This is a genomic window from Ramlibacter sp. WS9, assembly GCF_003797765.1.
Lineage (GTDB): Bacteria > Pseudomonadota > Gammaproteobacteria > Burkholderiales > Burkholderiaceae_C > Ramlibacter.
This window is the reverse complement of record NZ_RKMB01000012.1, coordinates 101,573-117,859: the sequence shown is the minus strand read 5'-3', so window position 1 is coordinate 117,859 and position 16,287 is coordinate 101,573. Positions and strand designations below refer to the sequence as shown.

The window sequence follows — 16,287 nt, the reverse complement described above, 5'->3', positions numbered from 1 at the left end:
GCTGAGCTCTTTGCCTGCGCAGAGCGCGCCGTGCATAATGAACTCAGTTTAAAAATTTGGGGTTTGATTATGCTTGACCGGGACGGCTTTCGGCCCAACGTCGGCATCATCCTGCTCAACCAGAAGAACCAGGTTTTCTGGGGCAAGCGCATACGCACCCACAGCTGGCAGTTTCCGCAGGGTGGCATTGACCGGGGCGAGACGCCCGAGCAAGCCATGTTCCGTGAATTGCACGAAGAGGTGGGGCTGCAGCCTGAGCATGTGCGCATCATTGCCCGCACCCGGGACTGGTTGCGCTATGAGGTGCCCGACCGGTACATCCGGCGCGACGCGCGTGGCCATTACAAGGGCCAAAAACAGATCTGGTATCTGCTTCAGTTGACGGGGCAAGACTGGAACCTGAACCTGCGCGCCACCAACCATCCGGAGTTCGACGCCTGGCGTTGGAACGACTACTGGGTGCCGCTCGACGTGGTGGTCGAATTCAAGCGTGGTGTCTACGAAATGGCGCTCACCGAACTGGCGCGCTTCCTGCCTCGGCACGACCACCGCAATCGCTACTTGCGCAGCGGCATGCGAGGCCGCGACCATGAAGGCCACGACATGGAAGCGCCGATGCCGGGCGCGGGGATCGAACTGCCGCCCGGTGCGACTTTCGAGCCTGACCCGCAGTCCAGCCTGAACCCTCAAGGGGGCAAACATGCGCCTTGACCGTGTCCTGGCGCTGGGGCTCGCCTTGGCGGCCTCGCTCGCACACGCCCAACTTGCGCCGGTCGATCCCGACTGGCGTGAAGTCGAGGCGCCGCCGCCGGGCGCAATCAACGTGGACGGGTTGATCACGCTCGACATACCGCGGTCGACACTTCGGTTCGGTGTGGCCCCTGGGTCGGTGACGCTCGGAAGCGACGGCATCGTCCGCTATGTGGTGGTGGCCACCAGTACCAGCGGCGTGGTCAACGGCCTGTACGAGGGCATCCGGTGCAGCACGGGGGAACACAAGGTCTATGCGCGCCACAACCCCGGCAGTGGCTGGGTGGTCGCGAAAGACGCGCAGTGGCAGGCGGTGCAACAGTCACGGCACGCATTGGTGATCGCCCGCACGGGCGCTTGCGTGGGCCACGGCGCGAACCGCTCGGCGTCGAAAATCCTCGGCGACTTGCGCTCGCCGATCGACCGGTTGGACCGGCCCTAGCCGACGGCTAGCGCAGCACCACGAGGTTGGTGCGATGGATCATTTCGGGCTCGGCGACGTAGCCCAGCAAACGCTCGATTTCTCCGGATGGCTTGCGGCACAGCAAGCGCGCTTCGGCGCTGGCATAGTTGGCCAGGCCGCGGGCGATCTCGCTGCCGCCGGCATCGCGCACAGCAATGACATCGCCGCGCGAGAACTCGCCTTCCACCGCCATCATGCCGATCGGCAGCAGGCTCTTGCCTTCGGCGCACACCTTGGCTGCGGCGCCCTCATCCACCGTCACTGCGCCGCGCAGTTGAAGGTGATCGGCGATCCAGCGCTTGCGCGCCTGGCTCTTCTGCGTGGGTGCGACAAGCAAAGTGCCGATCGCTTCGCCGGCCACCAGCCGCAACAGACAATCCCGCTCGCGGCCCCAGGCGATGACAGTCGATGCCCCAGACCCCGCGGCGCGCTTGGCGGCGAGGATCTTCGTGATCATCCCGCCGCGACCGAGGCTTGAACCGGCGCCACCGGCCATCGCCTCGAGCGCCACATCGCCCGCGCGCGCTTCGTGCACGAACGTTGCGGCCGGGTCCTTGCGCGGGTCGGCGCTGTAAAGGCCCTTCTGGTCGGTGAGGATCACCAGGGCATCTGCTTCTACGAGGTTCGCCACCAGCGCGCCCAGCGTGTCGTTGTCGCCGAACTTGATCTCATCGTTGACGACAGTGTCGTTCTCGTTGATCACCGGCACCACGTTGAGCTGCAGCAACGTGAGCAGCGTCGAACGCGCGTTGAGGTAGCGCTCGCGGTCGGCGAGGTCGGCGTGCGTCAACAGCACCTGCGCCGAACCCATGCCGTTCTCGCGCAGCTTGGTCTCGTACATCTGCGCTAGGCCCATCTGGCCCACGGCCGCGGCCGCCTGCAATTCGTGGATTTCGTGCGGGCGCGTCGCCCAACCCAGGCGTTTCATGCCTTCCGCGATGGCGCCGCTGGACACCATGATCACTTCGCGGCCGTCCTTGGCCAGCGCGGCGAGCTGGCGGCACCATTCGCCTATGGCGCCTTCATCCAGGCCCCGGCCGTCGTTGGTGACGAGGCTCGACCCCACCTTGACGACGATGCGGCGCGCGCGCTGCAGGACCGTGGAACTCATTCGGGCGCGTCCCCGGCAAAGCGGGGATCGACGTAGACCGCAGGCTGCTCGGCCACCTGCTGTGCCTTGATGTGCTGCCAGGCAGCCTTGGCCAAGTCCTGGCAACCTTCGTGCGTGAGCGCGGAAATCTGGAACACAGGCCCCTTGTACTTGAAGCGCTTGACGAAGTCCTTGACGCGCGCTTCGCGCTCGTCGGCGTCGATCATGTCGACCTTGTTGAGAACGAGCCAGCGCGGCTTTTCATACAGGCCCGCGTCGTACTTCTTCAGCTCGCCCACGATGGCCTTCGCCTGCACCACAGGATCGACGTCGTCGAACGGCGCCAGATCCACGACGTGGAACAGCAGGCGGGTGCGCTGCAGGTGCCGTAAAAACAGGTGCCCCAAGCCCGCGCCCTCGGAAGCGCCTTCTATCAAGCCGGGCAGATCGGCAACCACGAAGCTCTGCTCCGGCCCGACGCGCACGACTCCCAGGTTCGGATGCAATGTCGTGAACGGGTAGTCGGCGATACGAGGGCGGGCATTGGAGATGGCGGAGATGAGCGTCGACTTGCCGGCGTTGGGCATGCCCAGCAGGCCGACATCGGCGAGTACCTTGAGCTCGAGCTTGAGCTTCTTGGCCTCGCCGGGCCAACCGGGCGTTTTCTGGCGCGGCGCGCGATTGATCGCGCTCTTGAACCGCATGTTGCCGAACCCGCCGTCACCACCCTTGGCGATGGTGATCATCTCGCCGGGTTTGAGCAGTTCGTACAAGACTTCGCCGGTCTCGGCATCGGTGATGATGGTGCCCACGGGCATCTTCAGCACGATGTCGTCGCCGGCGGCGCCGAACATGTCGGAGCCCATGCCGTGTTCACCACGCTTGGCATCGTGGCGGCGCGAGAAGCGGTAGTCCACCAGCGTGTTCAGGTTCGGATCGGCCACCGCGAAGACGTGCCCGCCGCGGCCGCCGTCGCCGCCATTGGGACCGCCGAATTCCTTGTACTTCTCGTGGCGGAACGAGACGCAGCCGTTGCCGCCATCGCCCGCGGAGATGTCGATAAAGGCTTCGTCTACGAATTTCATGATTGCTCGATTTTAAGTACCGACCAACAAAAAGGCCCTGCGCAATGAACGCAGGGCCTTCTTGCAGGAAAGCCTGATGACTTACGCCGGGACCACGCTCACGGTGGACTTGTTCATCGAGCCCTTCACGGCGAATTGCACGTGACCCTCGACCAGGGCGAACAGGGTGTGGTCCTTGCCCACGCCGACGTTGGTGCCGGGGTGGAACTTGGTGCCGCGCTGGCGCACGATGATGGAGCCGGCGCTGATGAGTTCACCGCCGAAAGCCTTCACGCCGAGCATCTTGGGCTGGGAGTCCCGCCCGTTTCGCGTAGAGCCGCCGCCTTTTTTCTGTGCCATGACTAGTGCTCCTTAGCCTGCGATCGCGCCGATTTGCAGTTCGGTGAACTGCTGGCGATGCCCTTGGCGCTTCTGATAGTGCTTGCGACGGCGCATCTTGAAGATGCGAACCTTGTCGTGCTTGCCGTGAGCCACCACAGTGGCAACCACAGTTGCGCCGGACACCAGGGGTGTGCCGACCTTGATCTCGCTGCCGTTTCCGACTGCCAAAACCTGGTCGATCACGATTTCCTGGCCTACGTCCGCAGCAATCTGTTCTACTTTAATTTTTTCGCCGGAAGCAACGCGATACTGCTTGCCGCCGGTTTTTATGACCGCGTACATGTTGACCTCTAAAAAGTGAGTCTCCGCGGACGGATTTCCGCAGAGCCCATGACTATAGCATAGTTTGCAGTCACTCACAACGGCTGACCCGGGCACCACAAGCGACGAGTACCTGCTTCCTATAATCGGCCAAACCCTGAAGCCCGCCCGCCCTTGACTGCCTCCTCCTCCAGCACCGCCTCGGTCCTTTCCCTCATCGCGGACGACATGAACGATGTCGATGGCGTCATCGCCCGCCGGCTCGATTCGGCCGTGCCGCTGGTGGGGCAGGTGTCGCGCTACATCATCTCGGCCGGCGGCAAGCGCTTGCGCCCGGCTTTGCTGCTGCTCGTCTGCGGCGCACTGGGCTACACCGGGCCGCAGCGCTTCAATCTCGCCGCGGTCGTGGAGTTCATCCACACGGCCACGCTTTTGCACGACGATGTGGTGGACGAATCCACGTTGCGCCGCGGGCGGGCCACCGCCAACGAAAGCTTCGGCAATCCGGCCAGTGTGCTGGTGGGCGATTTTCTCTATTCGCGGGCCTTCCAGATGATGCTGGACGCGGGCCAGATGCGCATCATGGAAATCCTGGCCGACGCCACCAACGTGATCGCCGAAGGCGAAGTGCTGCAGCTGATGAACATGCACGACGCCTCGCTGGACGAAGCAGCTTACCTGCGGGTGATCCGCTCCAAGACCGCCAAGCTGTTCGAAGCCAGCGCCCGCCTGGGCGCGGTGCTGGCCCATGCCAGCCCGGAAGTGGAGGAAGCCTGCGCGAACTATGGCCAGGCGCTCGGGACGGCTTTCCAGGTCATCGACGACGTGCTCGACTATGACGGCGATGCGGGCGAGATGGGCAAGAACCTGGGAGATGACCTGCGCGAAGGCAAGGCCACGCTGCCGCTCATCGCGGCCATGCAGCGGGGCACGCCTGAGCAGCGCGGCTTGATCCGCCACGCCATCGAAACCGGCGGTGTTGCCGAACTTGACCGCATCGTGGCCATCGTGCGCGAAACGGGCGCTCTGGAGGTGACGCGCGAGGCAGCGGCAGCCGAAGCGCGCCGCGCCGTGGCCGCCGCGGGTCAACTGCCGCAGAATGGTTATAGCCAGGGCTTGCTGCAGTTGGCCGCTCAACTCCTTCAGCGCCGCAACTGAGGCGCCCTCGTGCGCGACAGCGAGCTGAAGCTTCCGGCCAAGCTGCTGCCGCGCATCGGCGGCATGGCAACCATGCCCAGCCGCCTTGAAAGCCTGCGCATCGCGCTTCCCTACATCGTCGCGCAGGTGGACACGCTCTACCTCTATCTCGACAAATACGAGGAAGTTCCGCAGGAGCTTTCAGCCATGCCCAAGGTTGTGGCGTTGCTGCCAGAAAATCCGGCCAGCAGCCTGGCCACCGCGGGCAAGTTCCATGGATTGAGTCTGCAGCCTGGGCCATGCCTGTACTTCTGTTTCGACGACGACATCATCTATGGTGACGGGTACGTGGATCACCTCGCAGCCGCGCTGCACCGGCACGATTACCGCCCCGTTGTCGGCATGCACGGCGCAGTTTACAAAGTGCCCATCGCGTCCTATGTCAAAGACCGTCAATTGCTTCACTTCAGCAAGGCCCTCAGTTTCGACGTCGTCGTGGACGAACTGGGAACGGGGACCATCGCCTTTCACAGCAGTGCCATCCGAATCGAGCCTGACGGATGGCTGAACCCGAACATGGCGGATCTGCAACTCATGATCGACGCCGTTCGGCAGAAGACCCAACGCATCTGCATCAGGCGCCCTTCCGGCCTGCTGGAGCCGATCGCAGAGAATCAGCCGGATTCCCTTTACCGCCGCTGCCTGGTGGACGACCTGGCAGAAACCCAACTGCTGCGGGCTGCGATGAAGCACTACCCTGGTAGCTGGTGCATGTCTTCCTGAAACATCCACAACGCCTCGTGGGGCACGGCAGGCCCCGGCACGGCGGGCGTATAGGCTCGAATCGAACGGATGGCCGGCGTCAGCTGGCTGGAGTACAGGCCGACCAGTTGCAGCTTGGCCTCCTGCTGGTGCCGGCGATCGAGAATGAGTGACCAACGCTGCAGTTCGCGTCCACCGAGCCACTGCCGCAGGACCTCCAGGCCGCGCTCCCGGCGGACGTTGTTGGCCGCGTAGTGCAGGTCCTCGTAGAAGGCCACGCGGTAGTGTGTCCTGAGTTGGCGCAGCCCCCTGATAACGATGTTGAGCACCGCCAGATGATCCACGTGCGCTCCTATGCCCGCTGGACAAAAGAGCCAGGGCCGGGAGGTCGGACGCCGGCCGACGGTCGGCCCCATCAGGGCGGCGATCAATTTGCCCTGGATCAACTGCGATGCGCCCGCGTACTGCGCCGAGTCGAAAGGCCCCTGGCCCCGGGCCAGCGCGTCCGGATAGTCCAACACGTTGGCGCCGAGGCCACATGCCTGCGCAAACGCGGCATCTTCCGCCAGCCTCCGCCGCGTTGTCGCGAGCATCTGGCCCGCATTGATCGAAGTCTGGTCGGCCCGGTAAAAGCTGATGGGGAAAACGGTGATCAGCGACCCTGCATGCCGTTGCCTCGCCAGACAGCCCAACGAAAAACAGATGTCGTCGGAATGCGGGGACAGGTAGATGTCGTCGTGGCTGGCGGCGCCCAGGACAGATTCAATGGCGGCTTGATCCGGGGGGCGTGCGGCGAGCATGCACCGATGTTAGTCGGGCCGACCTGCTCGGCGGCGCCGGAAAGGCGCTTGCCGGCACATGTGGGCCGCTTTGGTTTTGCTACAATCAGCGGCTTACTGCTGCGGCGCTGCCATCCTATCGAGGGCAATGCGGCGAACAGGCAGACGGGGTGTAGCTTAGCCTGGTAGAGCGCTACGTTCGGGACGTAGAGGCCGGAGGTTCGAATCCTCTCACCCCGACCAGACTTATTGCGACGGCGCGCCGTGACCCCAAATCCCAGCAGCATCCGTCTTCATCCCGAATGGCGTGCCCTTCAGGGTGTTGCCTATGGGCTGAGGGAGCCTACGGCGCAGGGCGGCATCGACGTTGTCCTTCCCCAAGACTACAGCTTCTCGGCGCTGGACGAGGTCATGCGTCCGCTCTTCGACGAAGAGATCGCGCTTCCGCAAGAGACTTCCAGTACGGCGGAATCGATGGTCCACCGCCTGCTGCATTGGCATACGGTGGCACAACGCCAACAAAAGATCCCGGTCTTCGGCAACTCTCGCATTGTCTCCGCGCGTCGTGTTGCAGGTATCAGCCAGTTCATGGTGGCAGTGCCCTATCACTCCCCCCAGGCCACCCAGCAAGCGATGGACTGGATCGTCAAGACCCTCAACGACCTGCTGAACATGCGGGACCCCAAGGCCCACGCCGCCAGGGCCATGCGCGACTTCGAGGGGTTGGTCAAAAGCCTGCGTGTACACGCCCTCGGCGGCATCAACAACTTCCATCTGCTACGCGCTTCGCACGACCTGGACATTCCGGCCCGGGCGCTTTTCGGCGACACCTACTGTTTCGGCTATGGCGCGAACTCGCGCTGGCTCAACAGCACGCAGACCGACCAGACCTCCGCGCTGGGTGTGCATATCGCCGCGAGCAAGCGCAAGACCGCCCATGTGTTGCGCCTGTCCGGCGTGCCGGTGCCTCGCCACTCGGTCGCTCACGACGAGCGCCACGCGCTGGAACTTGCACAGACCCTTGGTTACCCCGTCGTGATCAAGCCCGACGACCAGGAACAGGGGCGGGGCGTATCTGCGGGATTGCGTGATGACGCAGCCTTGGTGACTGCCTACCGGGCCGCTCTCGAGCACTCGAGGACCATCCTCGTGGAGAAGCATCACGATGGTGAAGACTACCGGCTGACGGTCCTGAAGAACCGCGTGGTGAAAATTCTGCGCCGCAGTGCCGGCGGGGTGACAGGCGACAGCGTGCACACAGTCGCTGAACTCGTGGCTTCGAGCCAGGAAACACCTCGCTTCAGAAATTATTTCCGCCAGCACGGCAAGCCATTGCTGCATCTCGATGACGAAGCGCTCGGGTTGCTTTCGGAGTGCGGTTTGTCGCCGGACCACGTTCCGGGCGCCGGCTGCTTTGTCGCGCTACGGCGCAAGAACAACATCTCTGCTGGCGGTATCCAGACGCTGATACCGGTCGCACAAGCCCATCCCGACAACATCGCACTTGCCGTCCGGTCGGTCCGGGCAGCGTTGCTCGACCTCTGCGGTGTGGATTTCTTGATACCGGACATTTCAAAGTCATGGCTTGAGACGGGCGCGGTGATCATCGAGCTGAACTCCAAGCCGCAAGTCGGCTACGCATTGGCGCCCGAGGTCTACGGGCAGACGTTGAAAGAATTGTTGAACGGCGATGGCCGCGTGCCTGTTCACCTGCTGCTCTGCGCCACCGGCCTTGACTGCCCTGACGCGCAGCAGTTGCAGGCGTTCATGCAGGAGCGCAACTGCAACGGCTTGGCCGCAGCCCAAGGTGTGTGGGTGGACGGCGCAAGAGTGGGTGATGCGGAAAACTCCTTCCATGCGGCCCGGATTGCGCTGCTTGACAAAGCGATCACCGGCGCCCTGTGCGTCATGACCGTCGAGGACATTCTTCGCCATGGGCTCCCGGCGGATCGCTTTGACAGCGTGATGATCGCCGGAGAGGACGCGGCGTCCCACGCGGACAAGCTCGCCTTGGCCCACAGCCAAGCCATGCTCAAGGGCGGAGCCGCCCGCGCCATCACGTCTGCGCCGCAATCCTTGCGTTCGCGCTGACGTGGAGCTGCGAAAATTGGCCCGCCCATGGAACCCGTGACCCGCCGTTTGTTCCAGCAGGACCGCCGGAAGGTGCTGGCGGTGGCCCTGGACGCCCCCCCAACACGAGTTGCTGCTGCGATGGATCGCCGAGGGAAAGCTGCCACAACTCCAGAAGCTGCAGCAGCGGGCGTCGGGCGTCGGGCGTCACCATCTCCTCGGTCAAGCGAGACAGCAATGAGCACTGCTGGATACCCATCCTCGCGGGCCGAAGGCGTGACCGCTGGGATCACTGGCTGGATTATTGGAATCCTGCGACCTATGCATTCGACGAGGCCTCGATCTTCGACTGGCTCTCCGCGCCGGTGTTCTACGCGCTTGCCGGACAGCGCCGTGTGGTCGCGTTCGACCTGACGGCGCCCATCGTGCCAGGCGTCGACGGCCTGCAGGTCGTGGGGTTTGCCAGCGAACTCAACGAAGCCTTTCCCCAATCGGACCCACCCGGGCTGATGGAGCAGCTGCTGGACCGGTTCGGGCCCGATCCCAAGATGTCCGACGCCTTGGCCACGGTCAATGACATGTCCCAAAGGCAAGGAGTGTCCTATGCCGTCCCCAGCCTGTACCGGCCGGAAGTGATGCAGGCGTATGCCGAAACCCAGGTGCGTTCGGTCGAGCGGCGCATTGCCGCTTGCCGGCAACTGATGCAAAGCGAAGATTGGGACCTGTTCATCGTGCAGTACTCCGAGGCCCACACGGCCGGCCACCTGATGTGGCACCTGAGTCAGGCACATCCCCTTGGCGTCCTGCGCCAGGGTGACGAGGATCCTTTGCTGGCCGTGCATCAGGCGATCGACAGCTCGATCGGACAGCTGGTGCAAGAGGCCGGCGACGAAGTCTTCGTCGTGTTCTTCACGGTGGATGCCAGCGCACCCGATTGCCTTGAGAACGCACGCGCCGCCGTATTGCCTGAATTTCTGCGATGTCGAGACGGCGGCGAACCGGATTCGGCAACGCGAGATTCCGCAAGCGCCGTCCCGTTCCACCGTCAACCGCCCCGAAACGTTGCTGGCGGTGCTGGCGGGCCGCCCCCACGATATCGCCGATGGCGCTTCGCTCGAACTTGCGCTTGCGCAGCGCGAATTCCTCGCTCGGATGCGGTGGGACGGGTTGCCCCGTTTTTTGACCCGGGATGCGGCGGGGCCGGTCATCGAAACCCTGTCCCATTGGTTCTGCGCAGTGAACGGGAGGGCCGGGAGCGATTTCGAATCGCGCCTCGCAGAACTGGAGCGTCGGTCGCGGTTCAAGGAACGGACCCGGCGGTTCATCGCCGGAACAAAAAGCACCCGATGCGACTTCACGAACCTTGGCGGTATCGACATCGAGTTGTGCAACATTGCCGGGTATTACCCTCGGTTCAAGCTGGCCAGCTCGGCGTCCGACTCGGTACCCCCCCATATCGACGGACCTCGAATCCTCATGTCGTTGCCGCTCGCATTTTCGACGCTGCACCAACGCTCGTAACAAGGCGTTTGGGCACTCCGTCTCATCCTGCCAACTACCGCGCCCCCATTGGCGCTTCCATCATTTACAGGACAAGTCCAATCGGCGATGATCGGCGCGGAGGTTTACAAACGTAGGCATCCGTATCCACACGTACAGACGCCCATGGCCGCAGTCGACCCTTCAGTAACCGAAGCCTCGCCCATGGCGTTGCCGGGTTTGGCGCGCGCACTGATTTCAGCCGGCAAGCTGGGACAGAAGTCGGCGGAGGACATTTCCCGCAAGGCACAGGCCAGTCGCAACAGCTTCATCGCGGAACTGACGGGGTCGGGCGCCGTCTCGGCCTCCGACCTGGCCCACACGATGTCCACCGCGTTCGGTGCGCCGCTGCTCGACCTCGACGCCATCGATCTGCCGCGGCTGCCCAAGAACCTGCTGGACATCAAGATCTGCCAGGCCTTTCGCGTGGTGGTGCTGAGCAAGCGCAACAACCGCCTGATCGTCGCCACCGCCGATCCGTCGGACCAGCAGGCCGCCGAAAAAATCAAGTTCGCCACCCAGATGGGGGTGGACTGGATCATTGCCGAATACGACAAGCTGATCAAGATGGTCGAGGCGAGTTCGGCCACCGCCTCCGAGGCGATGGACAGCATCATCGGCGACGACTTCGAATTCGACGAGTCCACGATGGACACGGGCGTCCAGGAGGACGCCGACACCGTCACCTCGGAAGTCGAGGACGCCCCGGTCGTCAAGTTCCTGCACAAGATGCTGCTGGACGCGTTCAGCATGCGGGCGTCGGACCTGCACTTCGAGCCTTACGAATTCAACTACCGGGTGCGCTTCCGCGTCGACGGGGAATTGCGCGAGATCGCGTCGCCCCCGATCGCCATCAAGGACAAGCTGGCGTCGCGGATCAAGGTGATCTCGCGCATGGACATCTCGGAGAAGCGGGTGCCGCAGGACGGCAAGATGAAGCTCAAGATCGGCCCCGACCGGGTGATCGACTTTCGCGTCAGCACCCTGCCCACGCTCTTCGGCGAGAAGATCGTGATCCGTATCCTGGACCCGTCGAGCGCCAAGCTGGGCGTCGATGCGTTGGGCTACGAGCCCGAAGAGAAGGCCCGCTTGCTGGACGCGGTGTCACGGCCTTACGGCATGGTCCTGGTCACCGGGCCTACCGGCTCGGGCAAAACGGTGTCGCTCTACACCTGCCTGAACATCCTGAACAAGCCGGGCGTGAACATCTCGACGGCTGAAGACCCGTCCGAAATCAACCTGCCCGGCGTGAACCAGTGCAACATGAACGACAAGGCGGGAATGACCTTCGCGACCGCGCTCAAGTCATTCCTGCGGCAGGACCCGGACGTCATCATGGTCGGCGAAATCCGCGACCTGGAGACCGCCGACATCGCCATCAAGGCAGCCCAGACGGGCCACCTGGTGCTGTCGACGCTCCACACAAATGATGCGCCCACCACGCTGACGCGGATGCGCAACATGGGCATCCAGCCGTTCAACATCGCATCCAGCGTCATCCTCATCACCGCCCAGCGGCTGGCGCGGCGCTTGTGCGTCAATTGCAAGGCGCCCGCCGACATCCCCCACGAAACGCTGCTCGAAGCGGGCTTCAAGGAGGAAGACGTCGACGGTACCTGGACGCCCTACCGTCCGGTGGGCTGCTCGATGTGCAACAACGGCTACAAGGGACGGGTCGGCATCTACCAGGTCATGCCCATCACCGAAGATATCCAGCGAATCATCCTGGCCGACGGCAGCGCCCTGGAAATCGCCAAACAAGCCGAAATGGATGGCGTCAAGAGCCTGCGGCAGTCTGGTCTCTACAAGGTCAGGCTCGGTGTGACCTCGCTCGAAGAGGTGCTGGGCTGCACCAATGTATAACGGCAGGGTTTAGAGGAGTACGCCCATGGCAACCGCAGCCGCAACCAAAGTCACCGAATTCGTCTACGAATGGGAGGGCCGCGACCGCAACGGCAAGCAGGTCCGCGGGGAAACGCGCGCCGCGGGTGAGAACCAGGTCAACGCCGCGCTGCGCCGCCAAGGCGTCACGCCCACGAAGGTCAAGAAGCGCCGCATGCGGTCGGGCAAGAGGATCAAGCCTAAGGACATCGCGATCTTTACCCGCCAGCTGGCGACGATGATGAAGGCCGGCGTGCCCCTGTTGCAGGCCTTCGACATCGTGGGCCGCGGCAACCCCAACGCTAGTGTCACGAAGTTGCTCAACGACGTGCGCACCGACGTTGAAACCGGTACGTCGCTCTCGGCTGCGTTCCGCAAATATCCGCTGTACTTTGACAGCCTCTATTGCAATCTGGTCGAAGCAGGTGAAGCGGCCGGTATTCTCGAAGCGCTGCTGGACCGCCTGGCGATCTACATGGAAAAGACCGAGGCGATCAAGTCAAAGATCAAGTCGGCGCTGATGTACCCGATCTCGGTGGTGGTCGTGGCGTTTGTGGTGGTTGCCGTCATCATGATCTTCGTGATCCCTGCGTTCAAGGAAGTGTTCAGCTCCTTCGGTGCGGATCTGCCCGCGCCCACGTTGTTCGTGATCGCCCTGAGCGAGATCTTCGTGAAGTTCTGGTGGTTGATCTTCGGCGGGATCGGCGGCGGCTTCTACTTCTTCATGCAAGCCTGGAAGCGCAGCGAGAAGGTCCAGATCTTCATGGATCGCGCCATGCTGAAGCTGCCCGTGTTCGGCGACCTGGTTTTCAAATCCGTGATCGCGCGCTGGACGCGCACGTTGTCCACGATGTTTGCGGCCGGCGTCCCGCTCGTCGAAGCGCTGGACTCGGTGGGCGGCGCGTCTGGCAACTACGTCTACCAGGCTGCCACCGAGAAGATCCAGATGGAAGTGTCCACCGGCACCAGCCTGACCACCGCCATGACCAATGCCAGCGTATTTCCGTCGATGGTGCTGCAAATGTGCGCGATCGGCGAGGAGTCCGGGTCGCTCGACCACATGCTCGGCAAGGCCGCCGACTTCTACGAGGCCGAGGTGGACGATATCGTCGCCGGCCTGTCCAGCCTGATGGAGCCGATCATCATCGTGTTTTTGGGCACTCTGATCGGCGGCATCGTGGTTTCCATGTACCTGCCCATCTTCAAGCTCGGCCAGGTCGTGTGATGATTGTCTCGCCGATGGCTGATGCCGCGATGGCCGGCGTGCTGGGCCTGCTCGTGGGCAGCTTCCTCAACGTGGTGATCCACCGCCTGCCCAAGATGATGTTCCGCGAGTGGCTGGACGAGTCCACGGACAACTTCGTGCCGGCAGAGGGCATGCCCAGTTTGTGGCAATTGGTCTTCGGCAGCGGTGCCTCCACGCCCAAGGACCTCGCGGCGGCCGCAACGGCGGCCCTGCCGCAAGTGCGAGCCCTTCCTGCCTTGAGCCTGGCCAGCCCCCGGTCGCGGTGCCCGGCGTGCGGCCACGCGATCAAATGGTATGAAAACATTCCTGTGGTGAGCTACATCGCGCTGCGCGGAAAGTGCTCGGCTTGCGCGACCCGCATCAGCCTGCGCTATCCCCTGGTCGAACTGGCCACAGGCGTCGCCTTTATGGTGGTCGCATCCCACTGGGGGCTGACACCGGTCGGCTTGGCGTGGGCCGTGTTCGCCGCGATCCTCATCGCGCAATTTCTGATCGATTTCGACACGCAATTGCTGCCCGATTCCCTCAACTATCCCCTGCTCTGGCTCGGGCTGCTGGTGGCGGCGCTGGGATGGAACATCCGGCTCGATTCGGCCGTGTGGGGCGCGATTGGCGGCTACTTGAGCCTGTGGTCGGTCTACCAGTTACACCATCGCCTGACGGGCAAGGTCGGCATGGGACATGGCGACTTCAAGCTGCTGGCGGCCCTGGGCGCGTGGTTCGGCGCCAAATCCCTGCTGGCGCTGATCCTGTTGTCCTCGATTGTCGGCGCCGCGGTGGGTGGCGCGCTCATCGTCGTCGGCAAGCTGGCCCACAAGGACATTCCCATTCCGTTCGGTCCGTTCATCGCCGGCGCGGGGCTGGTCGCCATGGCCGCCGGGCCCGCGAAGCTCCAGCAGTGGCTGCCTTTCGCCTTCCCCTTCTAGCGGAGGCCCGCGCGTGATGCGGGTGGGCCTTACCGGCGGCATCGGTAGCGGCAAGAGCACCGTCCTGCAGATGCTGGCCGGGCTCGGCGCGGCGGTCATCGATGCGGACGCCATCTCACGCGCCACCACGGCGGCCGGCGGCGCGGCCATTCCGGCCATTGCGCAGCGATTCGGCGCGGAATTCGTCCAGGCCGACGGCGCCCTGGACCGAAACCGCATGCGCGAACACGTCTACGCCGACCCGCGCGCGCGCAAAGCCCTCGAGGAGATCATCCATCCATTGGTGGGCCAGGAAAGCACCCGCCAGGTCCAAGCGGCACTCCAAGCCGGCGCCCGCTGCGTGGTGTTCGACATTCCGCTCTTGGTCGAGTCGGGCCGTTGGCGCTCGCAGGTCGACGAGGTGCTGGTGATCGATTGCTCGCCCCAGACGCAGGTCGAGCGCGTCGTCGCGCGCAGCGGGCTCCAGCCCGAAGAAGTGCAGGCCATCATCGGTGCGCAAGCTCCCCGCGCACTGCGGCTGGCGGCGGCCGATGCCGTGATCTGCAACGATGGCTTGTCGCTGGAACAGCTGCGTGACAAGGTGGTACAGGTGGCCCGCCGCTTCGGGCTATGATTGGTCGTTTTGCGAGAGACCAAGGGCCTGTTCACACTGTTTTTTCCAGATGCGTTGCGAGTCAAAAAGGTCATGCGCAAGGCGCGAAATGCGAGCCGGGGTCGGCCCCCGGCCGCATTTCGTAACGCGGCGCATGGCCTTTTTGGCCGCAACCCGGAGGGAACGTGGTTAAAACCGCGCCACTCGTTGTTGCACTCCTAGCCAAGGCGAAAAGCCTTGGCGTCGTCGCGCGCCTAGATTGGCGCGGTTTTAACCACGTTCGCACTGGCAAAAACAGTGTGAACAGGCCCTAGCGTGATCCTCTACGAATACCCTTTCAACGAACGCATCCGCACCTACTTGCGCCTGGAGCACCTGTTCCGCCGGCTTGGCGAACTGGTGCCGCGCGAGCATCCCATCGATCACCATTACGCGCTGGCCACCATCTTCGAAGTGATGGACGTGGCCGCGCGCGCGGACCTGAAGTCCGACGTGATGAAGGACCTCGAAAAGCAGAAGCAAGCGCTCAATAGCTATCGTGGCAATCCCGCCATCGCAGAGAGCGTTCTGGACGAAGTCATCGGCAAGCTTGAAGGCTGCTTCTCGACCCTGAACAACCTGCCGGGCAAAGCCGGCCAGTCGCTCACCGAAAACGAGTGGCTCATGAGCATCCGCAGCCGCGTGGGCATCCCGGGCGGCACCTGCGAATTCGACTTGCCAGCCTACTACGCCTGGCAGCATCGCAGCGCCACGATGCGCCAGGACGACCTGGAACGCTGGGCCTCGACGCTGGCGCCGTTCGCTGAATCCGTTCACATGCTGCTCAAGTTGCTGCGCGATTCGGGCACGCCACAGAAGGTGATGGCCAGCCATGGCCAGCTGCAACAGACGCTGCCGCAGGGCCGCACTTTCCAGCTGTTGCGCCTGCGCCTGGACCCGAAACTCGGCCTGGTGCCCGAGATCAGCGGCAACCGCTTGATGGTGTCGGTGCGCCTCATGCGCCAGGAAACGGCCGACCGCCTGCAAGCCAGCAACGACAATGCCCAGTTCGAGCTGACCCTCTGCTCGTGAGGTGCACGTGATGGCCCAGCCGGATCAGCCCGAGAACGTCAAGCCGCGCCTGGTACGCTGTCCTGCGTGCGGCGGAGACAGTGTCTACGTGCCCAGCAACCCGTACCGCCCGTTCTGCTCGGAGCGCTGCAAGAACATGGACCTGGGCGCCTGGGCCAGCGAAAGCTTTCGCGTGCCCGAGGCGCCGCCGCGCGATGACGAATGACCCCGGCTGCGCCGGGGATGACAAATGACGAAGAGGTCTTCGCGTCCGT

The 16,287-nt window shown here is 63.8% G+C and carries 17 protein-coding genes and 1 tRNA gene; 13 read left to right on the top strand and 5 right to left on the bottom strand.

Going from position 1 to position 16,287, the window contains the following annotated elements; all coding sequences use genetic code 11:
• The first annotated feature begins 69 nt into the window (after positions 1-69).
• On the top strand, positions 70-711 hold the full coding sequence (locus EEB15_RS18550; protein ID WP_141511430.1) for an RNA pyrophosphohydrolase: 642 nt from the start codon (positions 70-72) through the stop codon (positions 709-711).
• Positions 701-1,192: a CNP1-like family protein gene (locus tag EEB15_RS18545; RefSeq protein ID WP_141511359.1), complete on the top strand. Its 492-nt coding sequence runs from the start codon at positions 701-703 to the stop codon at positions 1,190-1,192. Before EEB15_RS18550 ends, EEB15_RS18545 begins: the two co-directional genes overlap by 11 nt.
• A gap of 7 nt (positions 1,193-1,199) precedes the next feature.
• Here the strand turns inward: EEB15_RS18545 and proB are convergent, their stop codons facing one another.
• The 4 genes from proB to rplU all read right to left on the bottom strand — a co-directional run bounded on the left by proB (position 1,200) and on the right by rplU (position 4,051).
• A complete protein-coding gene (proB, locus tag EEB15_RS18540) occupies positions 1,200-2,324 on the bottom strand; it encodes a glutamate 5-kinase (RefSeq protein WP_141511358.1) in 1,125 nt (374 codons plus the stop codon).
• Entirely contained in the window at positions 2,321-3,388 is a 1,068-nt protein-coding gene (gene cgtA, locus EEB15_RS18535; RefSeq protein WP_141511357.1) for an Obg family GTPase CgtA, read from the bottom strand. Before cgtA ends, proB begins: the two co-directional genes overlap by 4 nt.
• A gap of 81 nt (positions 3,389-3,469) precedes the next feature.
• The gene (gene rpmA / locus EEB15_RS18530; RefSeq protein ID WP_141511356.1) at positions 3,470-3,727 is read right to left on the bottom strand and encodes a 50S ribosomal protein L27; all 258 of its coding nucleotides are present in this window, start codon (positions 3,725-3,727) and stop codon (positions 3,470-3,472) included.
• 12 nt (positions 3,728-3,739) lie between these two features.
• Positions 3,740-4,051, bottom strand: a complete 312-nt coding sequence (gene rplU / locus EEB15_RS18525) for a 50S ribosomal protein L21 (protein WP_141511355.1) — start codon at positions 4,049-4,051, stop codon at positions 3,740-3,742.
• Positions 4,052-4,204: 153 nt separating this feature from the next.
• Here rplU and EEB15_RS18520 point away from each other — a divergent pair, with 153 nt between their 5' ends.
• Entirely contained in the window at positions 4,205-5,188 is a 984-nt protein-coding gene (locus tag EEB15_RS18520; protein WP_370283699.1) for a polyprenyl synthetase family protein, read from the top strand.
• Positions 5,189-5,197: 9 nt separating this feature from the next.
• Positions 5,198-5,950, top strand: coding sequence for a hypothetical protein (locus EEB15_RS18515; RefSeq protein WP_141511354.1), 753 nt, complete (start codon positions 5,198-5,200; stop codon positions 5,948-5,950).
• Here the strand turns inward: EEB15_RS18515 and EEB15_RS18510 are convergent.
• On the bottom strand, positions 5,920-6,729 hold the full coding sequence (locus EEB15_RS18510; RefSeq protein ID WP_141511353.1) for a hypothetical protein: 810 nt from the start codon (positions 6,727-6,729) through the stop codon (positions 5,920-5,922). The genes EEB15_RS18515 and EEB15_RS18510 overlap by 31 nt on opposite strands.
• Positions 6,730-6,874: 145 nt before the next feature.
• Here EEB15_RS18510 and EEB15_RS18505 point away from each other — a divergent pair.
• The 9 genes from EEB15_RS18505 (at position 6,875) to EEB15_RS18465 (ending at position 16,238) form a co-directional block, all read left to right on the top strand.
• Positions 6,875-6,951 (top strand) — tRNA-Pro (locus EEB15_RS18505).
• Positions 6,952-6,972: 21 nt separating this feature from the next.
• Entirely contained in the window at positions 6,973-8,799 is a 1,827-nt protein-coding gene (locus EEB15_RS18500; protein WP_141511352.1) for an acetate--CoA ligase family protein, read from the top strand.
• Positions 8,800-9,717: 918 nt separating this feature from the next.
• Positions 9,718-10,299, top strand: coding sequence for a hypothetical protein (locus tag EEB15_RS18495; RefSeq protein ID WP_141511351.1), 582 nt, complete (start codon positions 9,718-9,720; stop codon positions 10,297-10,299).
• A 144-nt stretch (positions 10,300-10,443) separates the two neighbouring features.
• Complete coding sequence (pilB, locus tag EEB15_RS18490; protein ID WP_141511350.1) at positions 10,444-12,180, top strand: type IV-A pilus assembly ATPase PilB; 1,737 nt, start codon at positions 10,444-10,446, stop codon at positions 12,178-12,180.
• Between the two features lie 25 nt (positions 12,181-12,205).
• A complete protein-coding gene (locus tag EEB15_RS18485) occupies positions 12,206-13,423 on the top strand; it encodes a type II secretion system F family protein (protein ID WP_141511349.1) in 1,218 nt (405 codons plus the stop codon).
• Positions 13,423-14,370: an A24 family peptidase gene (locus EEB15_RS18480; protein ID WP_141511348.1), complete on the top strand. Its 948-nt coding sequence runs from the start codon at positions 13,423-13,425 to the stop codon at positions 14,368-14,370. Before EEB15_RS18485 ends, EEB15_RS18480 begins: the two co-directional genes overlap by 1 nt.
• Before the next feature lie 16 nt (positions 14,371-14,386).
• Positions 14,387-14,983 carry a dephospho-CoA kinase gene (gene coaE / locus EEB15_RS18475; protein WP_141511347.1) on the top strand — a complete coding sequence of 199 codons (597 nt, stop codon included), beginning with the start codon at positions 14,387-14,389 and terminating at the stop codon, positions 14,981-14,983.
• A gap of 294 nt (positions 14,984-15,277) precedes the next feature.
• A complete protein-coding gene (gene zapD, locus EEB15_RS18470; protein WP_141511346.1) occupies positions 15,278-16,033 on the top strand; it encodes a cell division protein ZapD in 756 nt (251 codons plus the stop codon).
• 10 nt (positions 16,034-16,043) lie between these two features.
• Positions 16,044-16,238, top strand: coding sequence for a DNA gyrase inhibitor YacG (locus tag EEB15_RS18465; protein ID WP_141511345.1), 195 nt, complete (start codon positions 16,044-16,046; stop codon positions 16,236-16,238).
• The last annotated feature ends 49 nt before the right edge of the window (positions 16,239-16,287 follow it).

Coding starts and splice junctions, on each gene's coding strand:
- EEB15_RS18465 (WP_141511345.1), top strand. CDS start 16,044: ATGGCCCAGCCGGATCAGCCCGAGAACGTCAAGCCGCGCCTGGTACGC.
- EEB15_RS18480 (WP_141511348.1), top strand. CDS start 13,423: ATGATTGTCTCGCCGATGGCTGATGCCGCGATGGCCGGCGTGCTGGGC.
- proB (WP_141511358.1), bottom strand. CDS start 2,324: ATGAGTTCCACGGTCCTGCAGCGCGCGCGCCGCATCGTCGTCAAGGTG.
- EEB15_RS18510 (WP_141511353.1), bottom strand. CDS start 6,729: ATGCTCGCCGCACGCCCCCCGGATCAAGCCGCCATTGAATCTGTCCTG.
- EEB15_RS18485 (WP_141511349.1), top strand. CDS start 12,206: ATGGCAACCGCAGCCGCAACCAAAGTCACCGAATTCGTCTACGAATGG.
- EEB15_RS18545 (WP_141511359.1), top strand. CDS start 701: ATGCGCCTTGACCGTGTCCTGGCGCTGGGGCTCGCCTTGGCGGCCTCG.
- coaE (WP_141511347.1), top strand. CDS start 14,387: ATGCGGGTGGGCCTTACCGGCGGCATCGGTAGCGGCAAGAGCACCGTC.
- rplU (WP_141511355.1), bottom strand. CDS start 4,051: ATGTACGCGGTCATAAAAACCGGCGGCAAGCAGTATCGCGTTGCTTCC.
- EEB15_RS18550 (WP_141511430.1), top strand. CDS start 70: ATGCTTGACCGGGACGGCTTTCGGCCCAACGTCGGCATCATCCTGCTC.
- rpmA (WP_141511356.1), bottom strand. CDS start 3,727: ATGGCACAGAAAAAAGGCGGCGGCTCTACGCGAAACGGGCGGGACTCC.
- pilB (WP_141511350.1), top strand. CDS start 10,444: ATGGCCGCAGTCGACCCTTCAGTAACCGAAGCCTCGCCCATGGCGTTG.
- cgtA (WP_141511357.1), bottom strand. CDS start 3,388: ATGAAATTCGTAGACGAAGCCTTTATCGACATCTCCGCGGGCGATGGC.